14 protein-coding genes are annotated in these 20,705 nt (G+C 37.5%); 4 read left to right on the top strand and 10 right to left on the bottom strand.

Going from position 1 to position 20,705, the window contains the following annotated elements:
• Window positions 1–28: 28 nt before the first annotated feature.
• From FCI53_RS07955 to FCI53_RS07935, 5 genes are all read right to left on the bottom strand, one after another.
• Window positions 29–847 carry a purine-nucleoside phosphorylase gene (locus FCI53_RS07955; RefSeq protein ID WP_138417583.1) on the bottom strand — a complete coding sequence of 273 codons (819 nt, stop codon included), beginning with the start codon at window positions 845–847 and terminating at the stop codon, window positions 29–31.
• Window positions 848–862: 15 nt separating this feature from the next.
• Complete coding sequence (gene deoB / locus FCI53_RS07950) at window positions 863–2,041, bottom strand: phosphopentomutase (protein ID WP_138417581.1); 1,179 nt, start codon at window positions 2,039–2,041, stop codon at window positions 863–865.
• A 124-nt stretch (window positions 2,042–2,165) separates the two neighbouring features.
• Window positions 2,166–3,470, bottom strand: coding sequence for a pyrimidine-nucleoside phosphorylase (locus tag FCI53_RS07945; RefSeq protein WP_138417579.1), 1,305 nt, complete (start codon window positions 3,468–3,470; stop codon window positions 2,166–2,168).
• 97 nt (window positions 3,471–3,567) lie between these two features.
• Window positions 3,568–4,764, bottom strand: a complete 1,197-nt coding sequence (locus tag FCI53_RS07940; RefSeq protein WP_138417577.1) for a NupC/NupG family nucleoside CNT transporter — start codon at window positions 4,762–4,764, stop codon at window positions 3,568–3,570.
• 353 nt (window positions 4,765–5,117) lie between these two features.
• A complete protein-coding gene (locus FCI53_RS07935) occupies window positions 5,118–5,843 on the bottom strand; it encodes a GntR family transcriptional regulator (RefSeq protein WP_425457162.1) in 726 nt (241 codons plus the stop codon).
• Between the two features lie 385 nt (window positions 5,844–6,228).
• Here FCI53_RS07935 and FCI53_RS07930 point away from each other — a divergent pair, with 385 nt between their 5' ends.
• Window positions 6,229–6,645, top strand: a complete 417-nt coding sequence (locus tag FCI53_RS07930) for a PilZ domain-containing protein (protein ID WP_138417575.1) — start codon at window positions 6,229–6,231, stop codon at window positions 6,643–6,645.
• A gap of 89 nt (window positions 6,646–6,734) precedes the next feature.
• On the opposite strand, the gene FCI53_RS07925 is transcribed toward FCI53_RS07930, so the two are convergent.
• The 3 genes from FCI53_RS07925 to FCI53_RS07915 form a co-directional block, all read right to left on the bottom strand.
• A complete protein-coding gene (locus tag FCI53_RS07925) occupies window positions 6,735–8,150 on the bottom strand; it encodes a hypothetical protein (protein WP_246050045.1) in 1,416 nt (471 codons plus the stop codon).
• Window positions 8,151–8,199: 49 nt separating this feature from the next.
• Entirely contained in the window at window positions 8,200–9,012 is an 813-nt protein-coding gene (locus FCI53_RS07920) for an AAC(3) family N-acetyltransferase (protein ID WP_138417573.1), read from the bottom strand.
• Between the two features lie 654 nt (window positions 9,013–9,666).
• On the bottom strand, window positions 9,667–11,727 hold the full coding sequence (locus FCI53_RS07915; protein ID WP_138417571.1) for a PAS domain S-box protein: 2,061 nt from the start codon (window positions 11,725–11,727) through the stop codon (window positions 9,667–9,669).
• Window positions 11,728–11,879: 152 nt separating this feature from the next.
• Between FCI53_RS07915 and FCI53_RS07910 the strand changes: the two genes are divergently transcribed.
• Both FCI53_RS07910 and FCI53_RS07905 read left to right on the top strand, forming a co-directional pair.
• Window positions 11,880–13,898: a putative bifunctional diguanylate cyclase/phosphodiesterase gene (locus FCI53_RS07910; RefSeq protein WP_138417569.1), complete on the top strand. Its 2,019-nt coding sequence runs from the start codon at window positions 11,880–11,882 to the stop codon at window positions 13,896–13,898.
• Window positions 13,899–14,094: 196 nt separating this feature from the next.
• Window positions 14,095–14,772 carry an NAD(P)H-dependent oxidoreductase gene (locus FCI53_RS07905; RefSeq protein ID WP_138417567.1) on the top strand — a complete coding sequence of 226 codons (678 nt, stop codon included), beginning with the start codon at window positions 14,095–14,097 and terminating at the stop codon, window positions 14,770–14,772.
• 206 nt (window positions 14,773–14,978) lie between these two features.
• On the opposite strand, the gene FCI53_RS07900 is transcribed toward FCI53_RS07905, so the two are convergent.
• Both FCI53_RS07900 and FCI53_RS07895 read right to left on the bottom strand, forming a co-directional pair.
• Entirely contained in the window at window positions 14,979–16,166 is a 1,188-nt protein-coding gene (locus FCI53_RS07900) for an MFS transporter (RefSeq protein WP_138417565.1), read from the bottom strand.
• Window positions 16,167–16,499: 333 nt separating this feature from the next.
• Window positions 16,500–17,465 carry an NAD(P)H-quinone oxidoreductase gene (locus FCI53_RS07895; protein ID WP_138417563.1) on the bottom strand — a complete coding sequence of 322 codons (966 nt, stop codon included), beginning with the start codon at window positions 17,463–17,465 and terminating at the stop codon, window positions 16,500–16,502.
• Between the two features lie 422 nt (window positions 17,466–17,887).
• Between FCI53_RS07895 and FCI53_RS07890 the strand changes: the two genes are divergently transcribed.
• Window positions 17,888–20,110 (top strand): UvrD-helicase domain-containing protein, encoded by a 2,223-nt coding sequence (locus FCI53_RS07890; RefSeq protein WP_138417561.1) that lies wholly within the window; start codon window positions 17,888–17,890, stop codon window positions 20,108–20,110.
• Window positions 20,111–20,705: the final 595 nt, after the last annotated feature.

Below are 20,705 nucleotides of genomic sequence, written 5' to 3'. Positions count from 1 at the left end.
TAGTCTCACTTCATAGTATGACCTGTATTTAGTTTAATCTTGCAACAATTTCTTTCACGAATAAAAGGAATTTCTCTCTTGCTTGTTCTGTAGTTTCAATCACTTCATCATGAGACAATGGTTGATCTAGTATACCTGCCGCCATGTTGGTAATACATGAAATCCCGACAACATCCATGTCAGCATGTCTTGCAACGATCACTTCTGGTACAGTCGACATACCTACAGCATCGCCACCCATTGTTTGAAGCATACGAATTTCTGCTGGTGTTTCATAACTTGGACCGCTATTCCAAACATATACGCCTTCTTTTAGCGATATATCAAACTTTTTGGCAGCGTCTCTTGCTAAATCTTGTAGTGCTGGTGTGTATGCCGTTGACATATCAGGGAAACGAACACCTAAATCCTTATTATTTGGGCCGGTTAATGGGTTTGATCCAACATTGTTAATATGATCAGTAATCAACATTAAATCACCTGGTTCAAACGAGCGATTAACACTACCTGCAGCATTTGTCACCACAACAGTTTCAATCCCTAAGTCTTTCATCACGCGAACTGGGAATGTTACTTCATCAAGTTGATACCCTTCATAGTAATGAAAGCGTCCTTGCATCGCAAGAACTGTTACACCTTGCAAGTTTCCAATCACTAATTGCCCAGCGTGGCCTTCAACGGTTGAAACAGGGAATCCTGGAATGTCTGCATATTTAATTTTTACAGGTTGTTCAATTTCATCTGCAAGCACACCTAGGCCTGAGCCAAGTATAAGTCCAACTGTAGGACGTGTTTCGATTTGTTCTGCAATAACTGTTGACGCTTGTTTTATTTTATTGATATCCATAATTTTCTACCTCCATTACTTTATATCGTTTAGGAAACTTGTTCCATAATCTGGGTGTTTAATATTATAATTGTCTGCCACTGTTGCACCAATATCTGCAAACGTATCTCTTAATGCTATACGATTTCCTTGTTCAATTCCTTTATGGTGTACAAGCAATGGTACATACTCTCTTGTGTGATCTGTTCCATGATGAACTGGATCGTTCCCATGATCAGCCGTGATGATTAACACATCATCTTCACGTAATTTTTCGAACACCTCAGGAAGTCGCGCATCAAATGCTTCAAGTGCTTCCCCATATCCTTGAGGATCGCGTCGATGACCGTATTTTGCATCGAAATCAACTAAATTCAAGAAACTTAATCCATGAAAATCCATGTCCATTGTTTCTAGTAACTTATCCATACCATCCATGTTGGAAACCGTTCGTAGCGATTTGGTTACACCTTCTCCATCATAAATGTCAGAGATTTTACCGATCGAAATCACATCGAAACCTGCATCTTTCATTTCATTCATAACCGTACGACCAAATGGTTTTAATGCATAATCATGACGGTTTGGTGTACGTTCAAATGCACCTGGCTCACCAACAAATGGGCGAGCAATCACTCTACCAATCATATATTGTGGTGCTTTTGTAATTTCACGTGCCGTTTCACAAATTCGATAAAGTTCTTCCAATGGTACAACTTCTTCATGAGCTGCGATTTGAAGAACAGAGTCTGCAGACGTATAGACAATCAAATCACCTGATTGCATGTGTTGTTCACCTAATTCGTCTAAGATCGCTGTTCCAGAAGCGGGTTTGTTACCGATGATTTTCCGGCCTGTGCGTTCCTCTAGCTCGTTGATTAATTCATCAGGAAACTTTTCAAACGTACGAAATGGTGTATCAATATGAAGGCCCATAATTTCCCAGTGACCCGTCATCGTATCTTTACCAGCAGACGCTTCTTGCATTTTTGTATAATGAGCTTTTGGTGTATCTGCTTTATCAATCCCACCAATTTCACGAATATTACTTAAGCCAAGTGCTCCCATATTTGGCATTTTCAAACCACCCATATGATTAGCAATGTGGCCAAGAGTATCTGCTCCTTTATCATTGAATTGTTCTGCATCAGGTGCTTCACCGATGCCAACAGAATCCATCACGATTAAAAATGTTCGTTTGAAGTTTTCACCCATATGTCATTCTCCTTTTCAATGGACTTCTTTTATATTTCCATTATAAACCATTTTTCATTAAATTGTAAGACGTCCAACCTCTTTTTCGAAAAAAGATGGGGGCTATGATTAATGAGCCCCTGTTTTATTGGTGGATGATGTCATGAATTAACGGTCTTGTTTCAACGGTTTCTGTCGTGATACTATAAGTTTGGTAGATCTTCTCAACTACTTCTGCAACATCTTCCGTGTTACTGTGAATTGTAACGAGTGACTCCCCTTTTTTCACTTGGTCGCCAACTTTCTTGTTTAATACTAAACCAACAGCTAAGTCGATTTCCGACTCTTTTGTTGTACGTCCTGCACCTAGAATACTTGCAGCAATACCAATTTCATCTGCGATTATTTCTGATACATACCCATCTTGTTTTGCTTCCACTTCAAATGTGTAAGAAGCTGTTGGTAATTTTGCAGAATCATCTACAACAGATGCATCGCCGCCTTGAGCTGTGATAAATGTCTTAAATACTTCGATCGCTTTTCCAGACTGCATCACATCTTCTAATTTTTGTCTTGCCTCTTCAATTGATTTCGCTTCACCAGCTAAATATACCATCTGGCTACCTAGGGTAAGACATAGCTCTTGCAGATCTTCAGGCCCATTTCCTCTTAAGGTGTCAATTGCTTCTTTAACCTCTAAAGCATTTCCAATTGCAAAACCTAATGGCTGATTCATATCTGAAATAACTGCAATCGTATTACGACCTGCACCATTGCCGATTTGCACCATTGCTTGTGCCAATTCTTTCGCTCCGTCTAGTTCCTTCATAAATGCACCTGAACCTGTTTTCACATCAAGCACAATCGCATCAGAACCTGAAGCAATTTTCTTGCTCATAATTGAACTTGCGATTAACGGAATGGAGTTAACGGTTGCAGTCACATCACGTAAACCATATAACTTCTTATCAGCAGGTGTTAGGTTTCCACTTTGACCGACAACTGCCACTTTATTTTCATTCACTAGTTTCGTAAATTGGTTACTATCAATCTCTACTTCAAAACCTTCAATTGATTCTAATTTGTCAATCGTACCACCAGTGTGACCTAGTCCACGTCCAGACATTTTCGCAACAGGTACACCAACAGCTGCCACAAGCGGTGCTAAAATTAATGTCGTTGTATCACCGACTCCACCAGTACTGTGTTTGTCCACTTTGATACCTTCTATCGCGGATAGGTCAATTTGATCACCCGACTCTACCATTGCCTTTGTCAAAGCAACACGCTCATCTGTTGTCATGTCCTGGAAATAGATCGCCATTGCAAAAGCTGACATTTGGTATTCTGGAATCTCACCATTTGTATATCCTTCAATAATGAAATCTATTTCTTGTTTGGATAGTTCCTGTCCATCTCTTTTTTTGCTAATTAAATCTACCATTCTCATTTGAACATCATCCTTTTTTTACAAACTAAATATATTTAAAATAGCCGCACCTCCGCCGACAGGCTAAGGTGCAGACTATTCTCAATGTGATTTTTAATTAAAAGAACATACCTGCTACAGCAGCACTTAGTAGGGATGCCAATGCACCTGCAGCTACTGCACGAAGTCCCATTTTCGCAATATCACTACGACGGTCTGGAGCTAATCCTCCTAGTCCACCTAGTAAGATTGCCATTGAACTTAAGTTAGCAAATCCACATAATGCAAAACTTACGACAAGATTTGTTTTGTCAGATAAACTTTCCATTTCTGGAGCAAATGAAGCATAGGCAACAAATTCATTTAATACTAGCTTCTGTCCAATAAAACCACCTGCGGTTACAGCTTCTGCCCATGGCACACCCACTGCAAATGCTAATGGTGCAAAGATATAACCAAGAATTGTTTCTAGCGTTAAACCACCAAAAATTCCTAAAATACCATTAATTAAAGCGATTAATGCAATAAACGCAAGTAACATCGCACCAACATTCAATGCAAGTGACATACCATCTGATGCACCTTTAGCTGCTGCATCGATCACATTAGTTGTTTCTGTATCTTTTTCAATTTCAATTTCATCGGAAGTTTCGGATTCTTCTGTTTCAGGCATAAACATTTTCGCCATAATCAAACCAGATGGTGCAGCCATGAAACTAGCTGCTAGCAAGTACTCTAATGGAACACCTAATAAGTAAATACCTACTAAAACGGAACCAGCAACAGACGCCAATCCTCCAGTCATAACAGCAAATAATTCTGATTGAGTCATTTTTGATAGGAAAGGACGAACAACTAGTGGCGCTTCGGTTTGTCCAACAAAAATATTTGCTGCGGCTGACATCGATTCTGTCTTACTCGTACCTAATAATTTCGATAGTCCACCACCGATAAATTTAATTAAAATTTGCATAATTCCTAAATAGTATAAAACAGAAATTAAAGCAGAGAAGAATATGATAATTGGTAGTACGTGAAAAGCAAAAATGGAACCCCATTCATCAGTATTAGCTAACGTACCAAATAGAAATTCAATACCTTCATTTGCATAGTCAATAATATTTTGCACTCGGAATGTAACCCATTCTAATGCTTGTTTACCAGTTTCCCACTTTAAAACAACAAATGCGAAAAAGATTTGGAATGACAGTCCACCGAGAATTGTTCTTAATTTAATCGATTTCTTGTTTTTCGAAAAAATAAATGCAATGGATAAAATGACGAAAATACCAAAAATACCCCAAATCAAATGCATATTACTCACTCACCTTCTATTTATTTATGAAGCAAAAACTGCACCATTTAGTAACTCTTCCAAACTGTTTTAAACGCTTGCAAGATTAATTGATTTTGTTGTGATTTGGAAGAAAAATAGTAAATGGTAGGATGTCCAACGACAAAACAATTCATTGAATCCCCTTTCATTGCTTACATTACATATCATAAAGGTGAGACGTCCTACAAGTCAACAGTTTTTGACATATTTCTTTTGTTGTGCATTCTATCACTTATAACTCTTTCCTTTGAAAACGCACTCATATCAAGCATTTGAACGGTTAAAAGGCTTACCATAATATTAAATAGTCGGAACTTTTTAATAATACAAAATTAATACACTCTTTTTCTTAAAACATGGAAACTTATTTGGTCGGACTTAAAGAAGTTAATAGATGATAGAATTGGCCGATCAGCTGCGTCATAATGAAGTTGTTGCAATACTAATAATGGCGTATTCTCATCACAATCCAATATGTCCGATATTTCTTCATGATAGCCAATCGTTTTAATATTTGCTTTCGCATAACTAATTGGCATACCTGTTTCCGCTTCAAGGGAAGCGAGAAATGATTCTTCATTTAATTTGTAGCCCTTTGATAATAGGTTAGCCGGGATTTTATCAATACAATATACTAAAGGTGTCGTATCAGCTGTTCGCACCCTTTTCACTAACAACACTTGCTCATCTTTTGTCAGTTGTAATTCTTCGATGTCATCTCCATGTGGTTCCACATACCCAGTAAAAAGCAATTCCGTTCCTGGTGTCTTCCCTTTTCTTTCGATAAATTCGGTGATACTAAATAACTCCTCTATTCCCCCTGAGAATACGGGCTTTTTATTTACAAATGTTCCAACACCATGCTTCCTAACAACAATATTCTCTTCTTCTAATATACGTAACGCCTCTCTTAACGTATTTCGAGAAACGCGTAATTCTTTTGCAAATTCTGTTTCTGATGGCAAACGTTCACCTGGTTCTAATTCGCCATTCGTTATTTTTTCTTTTAATTGTTCGATCACAACTAAATAACGTGGTGTTTGGTAATTAAAATTCATTATCATCATCCTCCAATAGCTATGATTGTCAATAGTTACGTTAATCTCACCGAATGGTTAAAGCTTTTCATATTAATTGCTTCATCAAACAAACGGAATGCATTAATATCATAGCATAATATTGCATCGTATGTCCGACAATTTTAAAACCGTTTACAAAAATGTTTGTTTTTTAAAGGAGCCATCTTACCTTACTGTGTTCCATAACTTTAGAAAGTGATTGCTCTTCCACGGCAATGTAATGTTCCACTAAAAAATAATCATGTCGTTACGTATTTTTTACAAATTTCGATCATTATGTTAAAACATCTATTCCATTCGACTTTTTCATAATATAATACAACTAAGAAATTTCAATTTTTATTTTTAAATAGGAGCGTTTGTGATGAGATATAAGCGTGATGAAGCATTTCGTTATGAATTCGGTACCCCCATACCATGTGAAATAAAAATCATCAAAATCAATGAACAACGAGTGGATAGTAGTGAAGGGGACGCTAACATTCATGACCTTAGTCCTAGCGGGTTGCGGATTGCTTCTGATTTGGATTTATTAAGTGATCGAAATGATGTTGAAATCAGAATTCGCTTTACCCTATCCGATGGGCCAACTGAATTGGGTAACTCTGAAGATTCAGACAGCCAGGATGAAAACATTGTAACAGGAAAAATCATTTGGCAAAAGCCTCATTTTTCTGGAGAACAGTTTTATGGAGTCGAACTATATAATGATGACCAAACAAAAGACCAAATTATCGACCAACTAAAACATTTCATCCAACAAGAAAAATCGACGAACTAAATAGTAATGGCACCAATCTAATAATTAGATTGGTGCCATTAACCCTTCCGTTTTACAGTTTTTTACCTCTTATCATTCAAGAGTAACCGTTAACTAACGATATACCACACCACTTGAAGATAAACTTGAACAAACAAATAAAATGTTAGTGCATACAGTAAATTGAACTTAAAACCGTTTTTTAAGATACTTAGTCCATTTGAAGCACTTAAGACGATGATTGGTAATATGACAGGTGATAATAATACCGCAATCACACTGCCGGATGTCATCGATAGCACAACTAACTCTGGTGGATAAACCAACTGCACATGTTGCAAAATCCCCGCTACCAATACAATCACCGTTAATGGACCAAGTCCTAAAAAGCCTAAAAGAATCGCTGTAAACGGTAAAATCATCAAAAAGTTAACAAATGGCACCGTATTTTCAATATAAAACAGACCATCGACTAAATAATTACCAAGGCCCGATTGGTTGACAGCATAAATGAGCATACTCGCCGATAGCATTAGACTAAATTGTTGTGATTTATGTTTTACTTCCTTCGTGATATATTGTTTCATTTGCTCAACTAATTTGTAAGTCCGTTTTTTCAATAGAAAATACGCACTAGTCCATAGCATGATAATAGGTGGAATGATCAGTAATAAGCCCCATCCTAGTGTGATATGTACAATAAAGATAGTACTGAATAAGGTAACAAAAAGACAAGAAAATTCTAGTACATGTCGATGGACTTTTTTCCTATCGTTTGATTGCTGCATAAGGGTTCGAATCTCTTCTTTTATTCCTTTAGTAATATTGATTTGATAGTTTTTTTCTTGATAGGATTCAAATGGTAACGACAGTAGAATGCCGCCTAGTGAAATAAAGAAACCTTGCACAATCGTCCAACCAAGTGATGCATCCAATTGATCAACGGCAAAGGCAAAACTTGGGATACTAATTACCCAGAGTGTTGTCAAAGCAAATGAACGTAACAGAGCGGTTCCTTTAAAATACTCCCATGCTTCTGTTGTTTTGTTACGCAAGAAATCATTCACGAATTGATACATCATCGGAATCGCACCAAACAGCAAAAAATAGGCAATGATTTGGTTGACAAACATGATACCAACATAAAACTTTTTACTTGTATTTAAAAAACGATGGGCTACATGCATGATCGCTCCAATATAATCTTCTTCACGTAGGATCCACCCAATAACAGGAACAATGAATAACAATGCAATTAAGCTTCGCATTTGTAAAATCCCTTCCATCAAATACGGAATGATGGAACCTCCTGAAACTAATTGAATGATAGTTGCAACCACTAATAAAAATATTGGTACGAGAAACGAACGAATAGGTAAATAAACCGCTGCACATACCAATGCTAATAGACCAGTAACCGAAAGAATAGATTCGCCTATCTCGGATGGATATATGTATGTAAAATAATGCAATAACGTATACATCACGATCGAAACAGTAAAACCAATAGCGACTATTTTTCTCAATTTAATAATCCCCTTAATGATTTAAAAATAGAAACATAGTTAGATAGTTTCATTGTTTAACTTGTTTGTTATTTAACCAAACACGTGCGAAGTCAATCATCGCTCGTTGTTTCATTAGCTTACTTGGGGCAAGCCCAATCGTTGCTTGATTTACATGATGCGTTTTTTCAAAATCCTTGCCTACGTCCTCGAAACAGTCAGCATCATAGTCGATTTCCTCATAAGTTTTCCACACTCGTTCACCATTCTCTAAAAGAGCCGTACCCTTTTGCACCAAAGGTTTACCCTTCACATCATGTTCTGCAAAATGCAACGATGTGTTACTATCATGCCCTACCCCCAATAACAAAATCACTGCATTCAAATCATACATTTTTGCTAAAGGAGATGATGATCCAAACCCAGCTTCTAGCGATTGCTCAGATACTATGGCATCGGCATACTTCCCCCATGCCGCGAACGAGTAAGTTGGATGATTACTTCGCTTTACACCTGGATAACTTCTGAAAGCTTCAGCAATCTTGCCCATCCCTCTAGATGGCGTCACATCAGGTTCAAATGCTGGCATTTGTTCGCGAATGATTGGCCACCATTGTTCTGGCATTGGTGGATTTCCCCAATCACAAGGATCTGAATTATCACCAGTTTGAGTTGGCATCACGATGGTCCCTCCTTCCCCAACGACATCGATTAATGCTTGAATGACTGCGGTTGTTCCTCCACATACCCATCCCATTGAACTTAAGGAGGTATGGACTAGAACAATATCTCCTTCTTTTAGTCCAAGATGAGCAAAATCTTGCCTTAATGTTGCCCTAGTATTCGGTCGGTTCATTTGTGTTACTTTAGAATCTTCCTTCATATTCCTCTCCCCCGTATTAAAATGCTGATCTCGCAATCTTTGTTTTTTAATGTGCAGTTGCTATTTTACACGCAACAACCACCACTGTCCTTTATAAAATGAGTGCTAATATATCGCTGCGGAAATACACTCCGCTTTCCTGTGGGGGGCTGGTGAGCCTCCTCGTTCGTACCTCACTGCGGGGTCTCACCGATGCCACTAGTCCCACGGGAGTCTCCGTGTATTTCCTTCGCTGATTCGTGAACAATGAATTTTTATAGAAAATGGCTTAATTGCTTTAATGCTAATGATTCGCTTTTAGCATAACGCTGTATACAATATTGCCTTCAACGATGTACACTATTATAAATCAGAAAACTTATACCAGCGAAGTCAGAATACGTAGACTCCTCGAAAATAAAAATCAATTTTCTTCGTGCGATGTAACGCTGCCGTAGCATTCCTTGTCCTATGGGAACAGCACGAGCCGAAGATCCACTTGGTAAAGTGGGTTTCTTTACCAAGTTAGCTGAGGCCGTGTCCATGGAAAGCGGAGTATTCTGCCGTAGCGATGGTATAATACCTATTTCAATCAGAATAAAAGAAAGCAAAATTCCGAATGTTACTGCACAGTATAGAGCTACTGTGCAACAACACTCTTCCTGGAACAACCACTTAAAATTGTTCCCCCGTTTGATAAAACTGATATTTATTTCGGTCTTGTTTTGCAGCATATAAAGCAATATCTGCGTGATGTAATAGCCGCTTAGCTGAGGTACCATGTTCAGGGAATAGTGAAATCCCAAAACTCGACGTAACTTGAAATGGTTCTTCAATCAAACGATACGGTTGTTGTAACACCTCATGCAAACGTTCTGCAACCTCAACCACAGCATGTTGGTCTGCTATATGATTAAGCAATACGATGAATTCATCCCCTCCAACACGACAAAGTATATCTGACCCACGCACCGTCTTCCGCAACCGATCCGCAAATTGTTTTAACAACTCATCACCAGCTTCATGACCAAGTGAATCATTAATACCTTTAAAATTATCCATATCCATATACATGACAGCAAGTTTGGACTGTGACTCCTGAGCATGTTGGATGGCTTGATCTAATATTTCGGTAAACGATCTACGATTTTTTAACCCTGTTAACGGATCATGATAAGCTAAATATTGTAATTGCTGTTCATATTCTTTGCGCTCCGTTATATCACGGAGAATGACTTGTAATGCTTCTTCCCCATTATATTCCACTGGAGCAACCGATACTTCTGTATCAATCACCGTTCCATCTGACCGAACAAATTCTTGTGTAATTGGTTCAGTCTCTTCTTCATTACTATTTTCATATCTCATATTAGCTATCTGCTTGATTTTTTCACGTTCCTTGGATGTGACAAATTCCCATATCGAACGACCGATCACATCTTTTTTACTAGCATAACCAGCTAATTTTACACCCGCGTTATTAATATAACGAATTTTACCTTTTGCATATACAATCACCGCATCTGGTGACAGTTCCACTAATTTACGATAACGTCGTTCACTTTCTTTCAGCTTTTTTTGAAACTTTTTGCGTTCGGTTATATCCTTATACATACCAACTGCTAAAATATTACCTTTGTTAATCGGCCGATAGGAAGCTAAAATTTCAAGAATTTCATTTGATTTTGTCACGCGTCGTACTTCTGCATTTAGTACCTCTTGCCCTTGTCTAATCTTTTCGACAATCGATTGGTGATGGAGATCTTCCCCACCACCAGGAAAAATTGGTATCTGCTGCTTATCACGAATCTCTTCTTCCAAGTAACCAAACATTGCTTCAAACGTTGGATTTAATGATGCAATTGAACCATCCTGCGCAATGATAAAGATAGCATCTGTTGTATTCTCCCATACTAATTGTAACTCATTTTTTATTCTTTCCAACTCATTTTCCATTGCTTTTTCTTGGGTGATATCCTTTGCAATCCCATAAATTCCCTCTAATACCCCGTCCACCACGATCGGAATGTTTTTAACATGAAGAAGAATCTTTTTTCCGGTGTGGTGATAAACCCATATTTCATATTCCATATTCTTATCACTTAATGCTTGATTGAAATTGTTGACCGCCTTGTCTAAATCAAATTCAACGATAAGAGGATCGAATCGTTGACCAACTAATTCTTCCTCCTTATATCCAATAACCTTCACTGCTTTGTTATTAATACTTTTAAATTTGCCTTGTAAATCTAACTCAAAAACAAGATCGTCATTATGTTCAATAATGGAATAAAGATGTTTTTCCTGTCGTTCTAAGTTCTCTTTGATTTGTTTTAATTCCTCCTCCTTGAGATAACGATCGGTAATATCACGAACAATAGCTAATACATATGTACATTGCCCATCTTCGGTTAAAATCGGATTCAAGGAAGTTTCACCGATGCGGTTGCCATCGGCTGTTTCAATTGTATTCTCTACTTCTATCGATTGTTTCGTCTCGACTACTTCTCTGTATTTCTCAATAAGATGTTTTGCAAGTGGTGGAGAATCGACTTCCTCAATTCGTTTTCCAATTAAATCGTATGGTCTATTTAAAATGTTAATGCCAGCCTGATTGACATAGACATAACGAAATGAGTCTCCTTCAACTTCCATCAAAAACACTAAATCTTTAACAGAGTCAAATAATCCTGTGAAAACTTTATAACCATTCATTCTGTTTAAAAAACTTTTCATCACCTAACGTCCCTTTTCCTGCAAATTTAACTGCATTGTTTCTATTTGTAATCTTTTCTTACGTTTCCCATATCAAAGCAATAGAAACCTATAGAAAGGAATGATATGATAGGAAAATACTGTTAAAAATAGACATAGCAAAGGTGACTTGAATGACTAGACATAATATACAAAAGATCCCTCTCTCTACTTGGATGATCAGTAGTGGTATATTACTATTGTCCTTATTTCTCGAGGTATTTTCCACGCCCCATTATGACGGACTATTTTGGGTATTGAACCTTATCTCGGTTTCCCTCTTTTCGTTCCATTTAGGATTATTGGGCGGTGTTACAGCACTAGTGATCATTCTTTCTGTTCGCATCGGTGTCGACTTTCAACAATTCTCCTCCCTCCCAAATGAGATATGGACCCAGATGCTAATCATCAACGGATTCGGATTTGTTACGTCGATATTAATTGGTTATTTAGCTGGTAAACTAAGAGCGAATGAACGGAACATGCAAGAGATCATTGCTAATAATGATGTAACGTTTTGGTCAAGGAATCTAAAAACTGGTGAAGTGTATGTCACAGAAGGGAACGCCAAAATCTATGGTGTTACCCGTGAAGATTTCGATCGCAACCCAAATTTTTGGTTCGAAGTTATCCATGCCGATGATCAACCAACAGTGTTAGATGCCATCAAACGACAGAAATCTGGCCAGAAAACAAAAATTAGATACCGAATCATCCGTTCCAACGGCGATATTCGATGGGTAGAGGACCGTGGCACACCTATCATCAATCACAAAGGGACAGTTATCAAAGCAGCAGGTATTGTCATGGATATAACCAACCAAAAACAAAATGAAGAGAAAATGAATAAAATGGCCTATCTTGACGCACTGACAGGTCTTCCCAACCGAAATTGGTTCCAACATTACGTCGATCAAATGATTGATCAAGCTATCGAAAAAAACAACTCGATTGCGGTCATGTTTATTGATTTTGATAATTTCAAACGAGTCAATGATACATTGGGACATCGTGCAGGCGATGATTTGCTTAAACAAATGGCAGTACGGTTAAAATCATCGATACGAAAACACGATATCATTTCCAGACAAGGTGGCGATGAATTTCTAGTATTGATTGAAAATACAACCGTATCAGAAGTAGAAGATATTGCTAGAAGGATCCTAACGAAGTTGAATGCTTCTTATAATGTCCATGGTACAGAAGTTTTTTCTACACCTAGTATTGGTATTAGCGTCTATCCTGGCGAAAGCAGTTCGGCTGAATCCTTGATTGAGAAAGCTGACTTTGCCATGTACTTGGCAAAAGAAAATGGAAAAAATAACTACCAATTTTACAACGATGAATTAAACCGAAAAATGAAACGAAAATTAGTCGTTGAAACACATTTACATAAAGCGATTGAACAAGATGAATTTCAATTATATTACCAACCACAAATTAATTTGGCGACTGGTTGTCTAGTCGGTGCGGAAGCTCTTATTCGTTGGAACTGCGAATTAGGAAACGTGAAACCAGATGAATTTATCCCAATTGCTGAAGAAACTGGATTAATCGTTCCAATTGGTGAATATGTTATTAGGCAAGCTTGTCGTGATATTAAACAATTTGATCGTCACGGACTAGAGGCCTTTCCTGTTTCTGTGAACATATCGACAAAACAACTCATGAACCTTGATTTTATTGACCGTTTAATTTGGATTCTTGATGATGAACAAGTAGATGCACAAAGGCTTACGCTAGAAATCACCGAATCAACACTGCTGTTTTATGAAGAGGCCAAAACGAACATTATGCAATTACGTAACTTAGGTATCGGTATATCGATTGATGACTTTGGTGTTGGTTATTCATCCCTTAGTATGATCAAAGATGTTAAGATGGATGAATTAAAAATTGACCAATCGTTTCTAAATGATGCACTAGAAGATGCGCGTGTCTATTCGTTATTAAAGACCATTATCTCGATCGGAAAACAGCTACAAGCCAAAATTGTCGTAGAAGGGATTGAAACAGCAGAACAGCTTGAGATGTTAATTAGAGAAGATGTCTATGGACAAGGGTACTTTTATAGTAGACCAGTACCTATATCCCATTTTGAAAAGTGGTATCATGCCTTCTATCCAAAGGAGGTAGTTAAGCAAAATAGTTGATCATTGCTTTTAAATAGGTTGTGCTTGATCACTATTATGTCGTTGATTGAGGCCTGTGGATTCTGGGCGAGAAATAGTTAATTGAACTAGCATACCAAATCAATTTGGCATGCTAGTTTTTTGCTTAAAATTCGTACATTTCATATACTAAATATTGAAATTCAATTAGAAGTATTTGCAGAAGGGATGTGAAAGTTTGTCTTCCAAAAATGATAAAAAACGTGAAATCATCGATGCTTTTCATTTTAGACATTCGACAAAAGAATTTGATCCAAACAAGAAAATTACCGATGACGATTTCCAATTTATTTTGGAAGCTGGCCGTTTATCTCCAAGTTCATTTGGTTTTGAACCATGGCGATTTGTGGTCGTACAAAACAAGGTTCTTCGTGAAAAAATAAAAAATACATCATGGGGAGCTTTTGGAAAACTGCCTGAGGCAAGTCATTTTGTGATTTTTTTAGCAAGAACAAAATTGGACACAAAGTATGATTCAGCCTATTTAAAAAATCATTTCCAACAAGTTATGCAAATGCCTGAGGATTTTCTTCCAAAATATTTGCAGCGAATTGAAGAATTTCAAAAAGATGACTTTAAACTATTAGATGGCGAGCGTCCACTATTTGATTGGGCTTGTAAACAAACATACATTGCTTTAGCCAATATGATGACTGCTGCTGCACAAATTGGGGTGGACTCTTGCCCAATTGAAGGTTTTTCTATCGATAAAATGAATCAGTTATTAGACCAAGAAGGATTATTAGAAGACGGTCATTTTGGCATTGCTGTTATGTGTGCGTTTGGTTACCGAATCAACGACCCAAGCCCTAAAAAGCGCCGTCCACTTGATGATGTAGTGAAGTGGATTAATTAAATAGGTTCTTTTTGTAAGGTTTGTTACTTTTGTCTGTCGTAGTTAATAGCAACTACGACAGACCTAACCTTGCTGAAGGACGGAAGCGGACCCTCCCTTCCACTATTCAGTATACATTCCCATATACCTATCGAGGGTTATAGTTTTTGCGATAAAACAACCTAAAATTTTTTTAAGATTCCGCCTTCTGTTTTACCTTAAGCGCCCTACCGCTTTGCTACTTTCCGTTGACTTACAGGTACTTCTTTCCCATATGGAAGTGCGTGGTAAATAGTAAACAAAATGGTTCCCACTAAAGATGATATTCCTAGAATCAGATAAAGGGTGTCGCCACCAACAGAATCAATTAATGAGCCTCCAATTAAGGAACCCAATATCCCTGAAACACCAAAGAAGACGGTAACAAATAATAAGTGCCCTGTCGATTGCAAATTTCTTGGAATAAGTCGTGACACATATTGAAATGCCGCTAAGTAAAAAACACCGAATGTTAAACCATGCAAAAATTGAAAACCGATCACAATCATCGGATCCATTGCGGTAGCGTAAATAAACCACCTTGTCGAATACAACGCACCAGCTATAATAATAAAAATTAATGGATGAAACTTGCGGAACCAAAAGCCTGCAAAAGCAAACACAGCAGCCTCACTCGCTACTCCAATGAACCAAGAAAGACCAACAATCGCTTCCGTTCCACCAAGTTGTTTAATATAAATACCTAGAAAACTATCATTTGCACGATGTGTGATCGTTAAAAACATAATCAAGACTAAAAAGATAACGAGCGGCACATTTTTCAATAGTTTTTTTACATCGGCTAATTGGACTGTGGAACTTGATTCAACCTTGACATCTGTTAACCGTGAACAGAATAATAGTGTGGCCAATCCAAACAAAACATATGGCCACATAAGATATTGTACACCAATCCAATCTAGCACTTCTCCAACAGCTAACGCGGAAAATGCAAAGCCGATTGATCCCCATGTGCGAATACTCCCAAAGTTGACACCTAATTGAACCGATTTACGTTGAGCCAAACTATCACTAAGCGCCCCAATTGGTGAAGTGAAAAAGAAAAACACAAACGCCATTACTAAGATATATGCGAGCGTTGTCATTTGTAAAAAAATAACACTAGTAATGATTAAACCAAAAATACAAATAGTAAGTATGCGCTTCACTGTTCGATATTTGTCACTCATAAAGCCCCAAAACGGTTGTGCAACAATCGAAGCTAATGGACCAATCGCTAAGACCCAACCAATTTCACTACCACTCAAGCCAACATATTGTAAGTATAAAGGTAAAAACGTTACGATAATGGAATTGGCTGCATGAAAACTAAACAACATCGATTTTAGCGGTATGACTGATTCTCTGTTTGTCATAAAAAACTCTCCTATAAGATAAAGTGAAACTTCCAAAAGTGGACTTTTCGATTTCCCACTCCCACTGCTGTCCAGCTTAATGAAATGGACTTTTACAAGTAATTGATCACCTTCTTATTTTTTTATGCTTCATCTTGACACGGGGGAACTGCCTGTTAAGATGGGGTAAACTATAAAAAAATAACACTATTTTCATACTACACTATTTAACTTGTACAACATAACCATTTAATTTCGATTTTTTTGTGAACTTCTCTTTTTTTCTTTTCTTGTCATAGAATAAGAGGTGTAGAAAAAACTTCTCCACTAAAGTGGAGAAGTTGATGCATATGCTTATTCAGTAGTTAAAATGATTTTTCCTATATTTTTGTTGTCTTCCATATACTGATGGGCTTGTTGGGCTTGTTCTAACGGAAAAACTTGATCCACGATTGGTTTGAGTCTCTGTTGGCTAAACATTGGATAAGCATGTTGCATAAAATCCGTTGTTAATGCTGCTTTATAGTTATCGGATCGTGGTGTTAGTAGTGTTCCTTTAAGGTGGATTCGTTTTGCCATCAGTTGTTGAAGATTTATTTGATCTACTTTTGCACCACCAAGCAAGCCGATTAAAATCCAGCGACCATCTGTTTTTAAGCTTGCAAGATTTTTTTCATAATAAGAGGCGCCAATAAAATCGAGTACAACATCAACACCTTTTTGATCGGTTACCTCTAATACATGTTCGTCAAATGCCTGTTCCTTATAATTAATCGTATAATCTGCACCAAGTTGACGGCAATACGCTAACTTTTCCTCTGATCCAGCCGTAATTATGACCGTTGCACCTACTACTTGTTTTGCTAGTTGGATAGCAGCAGTTCCAACGCCACTCCCTCCAGCGTGAATTAGAACGGTTTCGTTTTGTTGCAAATTACCAAGCCAGAATAACGTTTGATATGCTGTCAAAAATACCTCAGGGATCGCTGCGGCCTGTTCAAAAGTTAAATGATCTGGTATGATCATTGCTCGATCTGCTGGCATGACTGCATACTCCGCGTACGCTCCACCATTGACCAACCCCATTACACGTGCGCCAACTGGAATTGACGGGTCATTGCCATTATCCTCTACAACACCAGCAATTTCCACACCTAAAATAGGATTTTTTAAATACCCTCCACGTCCTTTACGACTAATAATATCTGTTCGATTAATCCCTACCGCTTTCACATTTATTAACAGTTCCGTCATTTTTCGAGTTGGTTTATCTACAGTAGCAACTTGTAGCTGTCCTTCTTGTACAACCATCGCTTTCATTATTCAAACCTCCCTATCCTATTTATCTATATATTCTCTTTATGATATCGCCTTTCCTAGTAAAATAACATAAGTTTCAATAAATTCATAAAATACCACTTCACTTACAATTTTCATATAGATTTACAAAGCTCCTACATCATTTTTATTTCACTCGCTTAATCAAGACGACACCACCTGGGATCGTTGAACCTTGCCCTAACACCATAAAAATACAAAAATGCAGGCATTGCCTTCTTCCTTTTCTTCCGCTAAAATAATAGTTTGTGATTGAACGATTATCAATATTGAATTAACCTACATGCTGTTGAGACAAGGTGAAATAAAAATCACGCCAGCTGCAGGCACTTTTTAGGTGCGGTTAATTAGGGAAGCAATTACCCACATTATTTCCGGTACAAAAGAATGTAAGGTGAATAAAAATGACAAAAACAAACGAATTTCATATTCTTCCCCATGGGGCCAAACATAATAATGTAAAAAGTGCGAACTTTGCAGATCAAAACACAACAGTTGATCTCGTTATGGATCATGAAGAAGACGCATTTTTCTTCCGTTCTTTAGAACAAAACGGCATTAAACTCAATCAACCACAGCTTGAAGCTGTCCGTCACTTTGCTGGTGCTGCGCTTGTGTTAGCTGGCGCTGGAAGTGGAAAAACAAGGGTATTAATTTCAAGAACGGGTTACCTCATTTCCGTCAAAAAGGTACATCCTAAGAAAATCATGCTCGTTACTTTTACCCGCAAGGCATCAGAAGAAATGAAACAAAGAATTAGTCAGTTACCAGGATTATCTTTTACTGTGGCACAGACAATTACAATTGGAACATTTCATTCCATCTTTTTAAGGTTATTGCGAAGCAGGGGCTACCATCAACAAATACTTAGTAATGAAAAACGAAAACAAGTAGCGATTAAAATCATATTGAAGGATAAAGGGTTGCAGGATTCCTATGAACCAGAAACATTACTAGCGATTTTATCTGATTATAAAAATAACATTCAATCGATTGATGACATCCCGTCCAAATCAACAGTTGATAAAGAGATCAAATCAATCTTACAAGCTTATGAACGGTGGAAACAAGAGCATGGGTTGCTTGATTTTGATGATATATTGCTTGAAACCTATCATCTCCTTCTTCGTGACCCGAAACTATTAAAAGCGATGCAGACGCGATTTGACTACATTCTTTGTGACGAATGGCAAGATACCAACCCAATTCAATTTGCTCTAATTCAACTTATTGCCAAACCAACCAACAATCTATTCGTTGTCGGTGATGATGACCAAACCATTTATAGTTTTAATGGAGCGGATCGATCGATTATATTAAATTTCGAATCACACTATCCTTCTACTAAAGTAATTACACTCGATATTAATTATCGGTCAACTGCAAGTATTATTGGTCTAGCAAATCAAGTGATTGACTATAACAAAGACCGCAATAAGAAACAATTATTGGCAACCAAAACGAGCGAACACCCTCCCTATTATTTGCGACCGTCAAATACTGATGAGGAAGCGAAACAAATTATTAAAAAAATAACCGAAGAGGTTGAGCAAGGACATCGTAGCTATAATGACTTTGCAATTTTACACCGAACGAATAGTAGTTCAAGGGCAATATTTGATCTGCTCGTGCTTGAAGGGATTCCGTTTCTATCCTTTACGAAGGGAGAAACATTTTATGAACAAGCGCTTGTTAAACCAGTGATTGATTATATGCGGATTGCATTGAATCCAGTTGATATGGCGGCCTACCCAAGTATTTTACCGACCATGTACATTAATCGGGACTTCGGTTTTAAACATATCGAAACTAATCAACTCCTTGAACCTAAACAACAACCACTTGAGCATCTATTAACAATGACTCATTTGAAGCCATTTCAAAAGAAACAGATAGAAGAACGACTGAAAATAATTAAACAAATTAAAGCAATGAAACCTATTCAAGCAGTGAAAAAGATTCGAAGCTTTTATGATGAGTATTTGGAAGCGAATGAAACAAAGAATTTAACCATGCATAAAGAAATGATTTTAGAAACATTATCAGAAATGGAAGCTTCAGCCAACAAGTTTGATACGATCACAGATTTTATTAACTTTATCGATCAAGTTATTGAAAAAAATAAAGAGATGGAAACGATAAGAAGAACTCCAGATGCCAATGCTATTTCGTTAATGACGATTCATCGTGCGAAAGGGCTAGAATATCCTGTTATTTTCTTAGCTGGTGCTTCTGAAGGGATTCTTCCTCACAGTTCCGCAATCGAAGCTTCAGACAAAAAGGATCTTATTTCGATCAACAAGGGGTCTAAAAAGGTCGAAGCTGCCATTGAAGAGGAACGTAGATTAATGTATGTTGCGATTACACGAGCAGTTGAAGAATTATATATTAGTTCCCCTTCTTATTACAGAGGGGAACCAGCCGAAGAATCTCGTTTTATCCTAGATCCATTCACACCCGCAGATCAACAAAAAAAGCAACCAAAACACGGTGTATGGGTTTGGGAATGCTCTAAAGATACTTGCATATGTTGGATGCGAATGGAATCAAAAGATGAAATCAATCAAGAAACTCGCGAATGTCCAATGTGCAAAGCTGATATGGTCAAAACAAAACGCGAAATCTAATGAAGTCAGATAACCCTAACATCATGTAGTGTGTTAGGGTTATCTGGCTTCTCCTTTTGCAAAACGATATGCCAAACTAGGTTTATCAATTAAACTTAGTTGTTTTGAATTTGCATTTTGAAATATACAATGTTATTTTTTGGATTGATAACTAAAAAATTGCTTGCTGTATAATTGTTAAATAATGTGCAGTAACCACCACTGCCCTTTATAAGATGAGTGCTAATAGATCGCTGTGGAATACACTACGCTTTCCTGTGGGGGGGCTGGTGAGCCTCCTTGAAAATAAAAACCAATTTTCTGCGTGCGATGTAATGCTGCCGAAGCCTTCCTTGTCCTCGTTCGCACCTCACTGCGGGGTCTCCACCTAGGCCTTTCCTCCCGTAGGACAAGGAAAGCTACAGTGAATTCACATCGCACGCAGAAAAAGCGATTTCCTTTTTTAAGGAGTCTCCGTGTATTCCCGCTATTTAGTGTGCATTGAAGTCAGGTAGCCTTTCTTAAATTGATATTATTACGTATTTACACTTTTCATTAACCAGAAAACTTACTCAGCGTAGGCAGAATGCGGAGACTCCTGTGGGAACAGCACGAG

The sequence above is a fragment of the Aquibacillus sediminis genome (assembly GCF_005870085.1).
GTDB classification, from domain to species: domain Bacteria; phylum Bacillota; class Bacilli; order Bacillales; family Amphibacillaceae; genus Aquibacillus_E; species Aquibacillus_E sediminis.
The sequence above is the reverse complement of the archived record's forward strand: the minus strand, read 5'-3'. Positions and strand labels throughout refer to the sequence as shown.

Bases quoted from the DNA above. Each gene is read 5' to 3' on its own strand.
- FCI53_RS07920 (WP_138417573.1), bottom strand. From the start codon at position 9,012: ATGAAGGAAGATTCTAAAGTAACACAAATGAACCGACCGAATACTAGG.
- FCI53_RS07955 (WP_138417583.1), bottom strand. From the start codon at position 847: ATGGATATCAATAAAATAAAACAAGCGTCAACAGTTATTGCAGAACAA.
- FCI53_RS07895 (WP_138417563.1), bottom strand. From the start codon at position 17,465: ATGAAAGCGATGGTTGTACAAGAAGGACAGCTACAAGTTGCTACTGTA.
- FCI53_RS07900 (WP_138417565.1), bottom strand. From the start codon at position 16,166: ATGACAAACAGAGAATCAGTCATACCGCTAAAATCGATGTTGTTTAGT.
- FCI53_RS07935 (WP_425457162.1), bottom strand. From the start codon at position 5,843: ATGAATTTTAATTACCAAACACCACGTTATTTAGTTGTGATCGAACAA.
- FCI53_RS07910 (WP_138417569.1), top strand. From the start codon at position 11,880: ATGACTAGACATAATATACAAAAGATCCCTCTCTCTACTTGGATGATC.
- FCI53_RS07890 (WP_138417561.1), top strand. From the start codon at position 17,888: ATGACAAAAACAAACGAATTTCATATTCTTCCCCATGGGGCCAAACAT.
- FCI53_RS07940 (WP_138417577.1), bottom strand. From the start codon at position 4,764: ATGCATTTGATTTGGGGTATTTTTGGTATTTTCGTCATTTTATCCATT.
- deoB (WP_138417581.1), bottom strand. From the start codon at position 2,041: ATGGGTGAAAACTTCAAACGAACATTTTTAATCGTGATGGATTCTGTT.
- FCI53_RS07945 (WP_138417579.1), bottom strand. From the start codon at position 3,470: ATGAGAATGGTAGATTTAATTAGCAAAAAAAGAGATGGACAGGAACTA.
- FCI53_RS07930 (WP_138417575.1), top strand. From the start codon at position 6,229: ATGAGATATAAGCGTGATGAAGCATTTCGTTATGAATTCGGTACCCCC.
- FCI53_RS07915 (WP_138417571.1), bottom strand. From the start codon at position 11,727: ATGAAAAGTTTTTTAAACAGAATGAATGGTTATAAAGTTTTCACAGGA.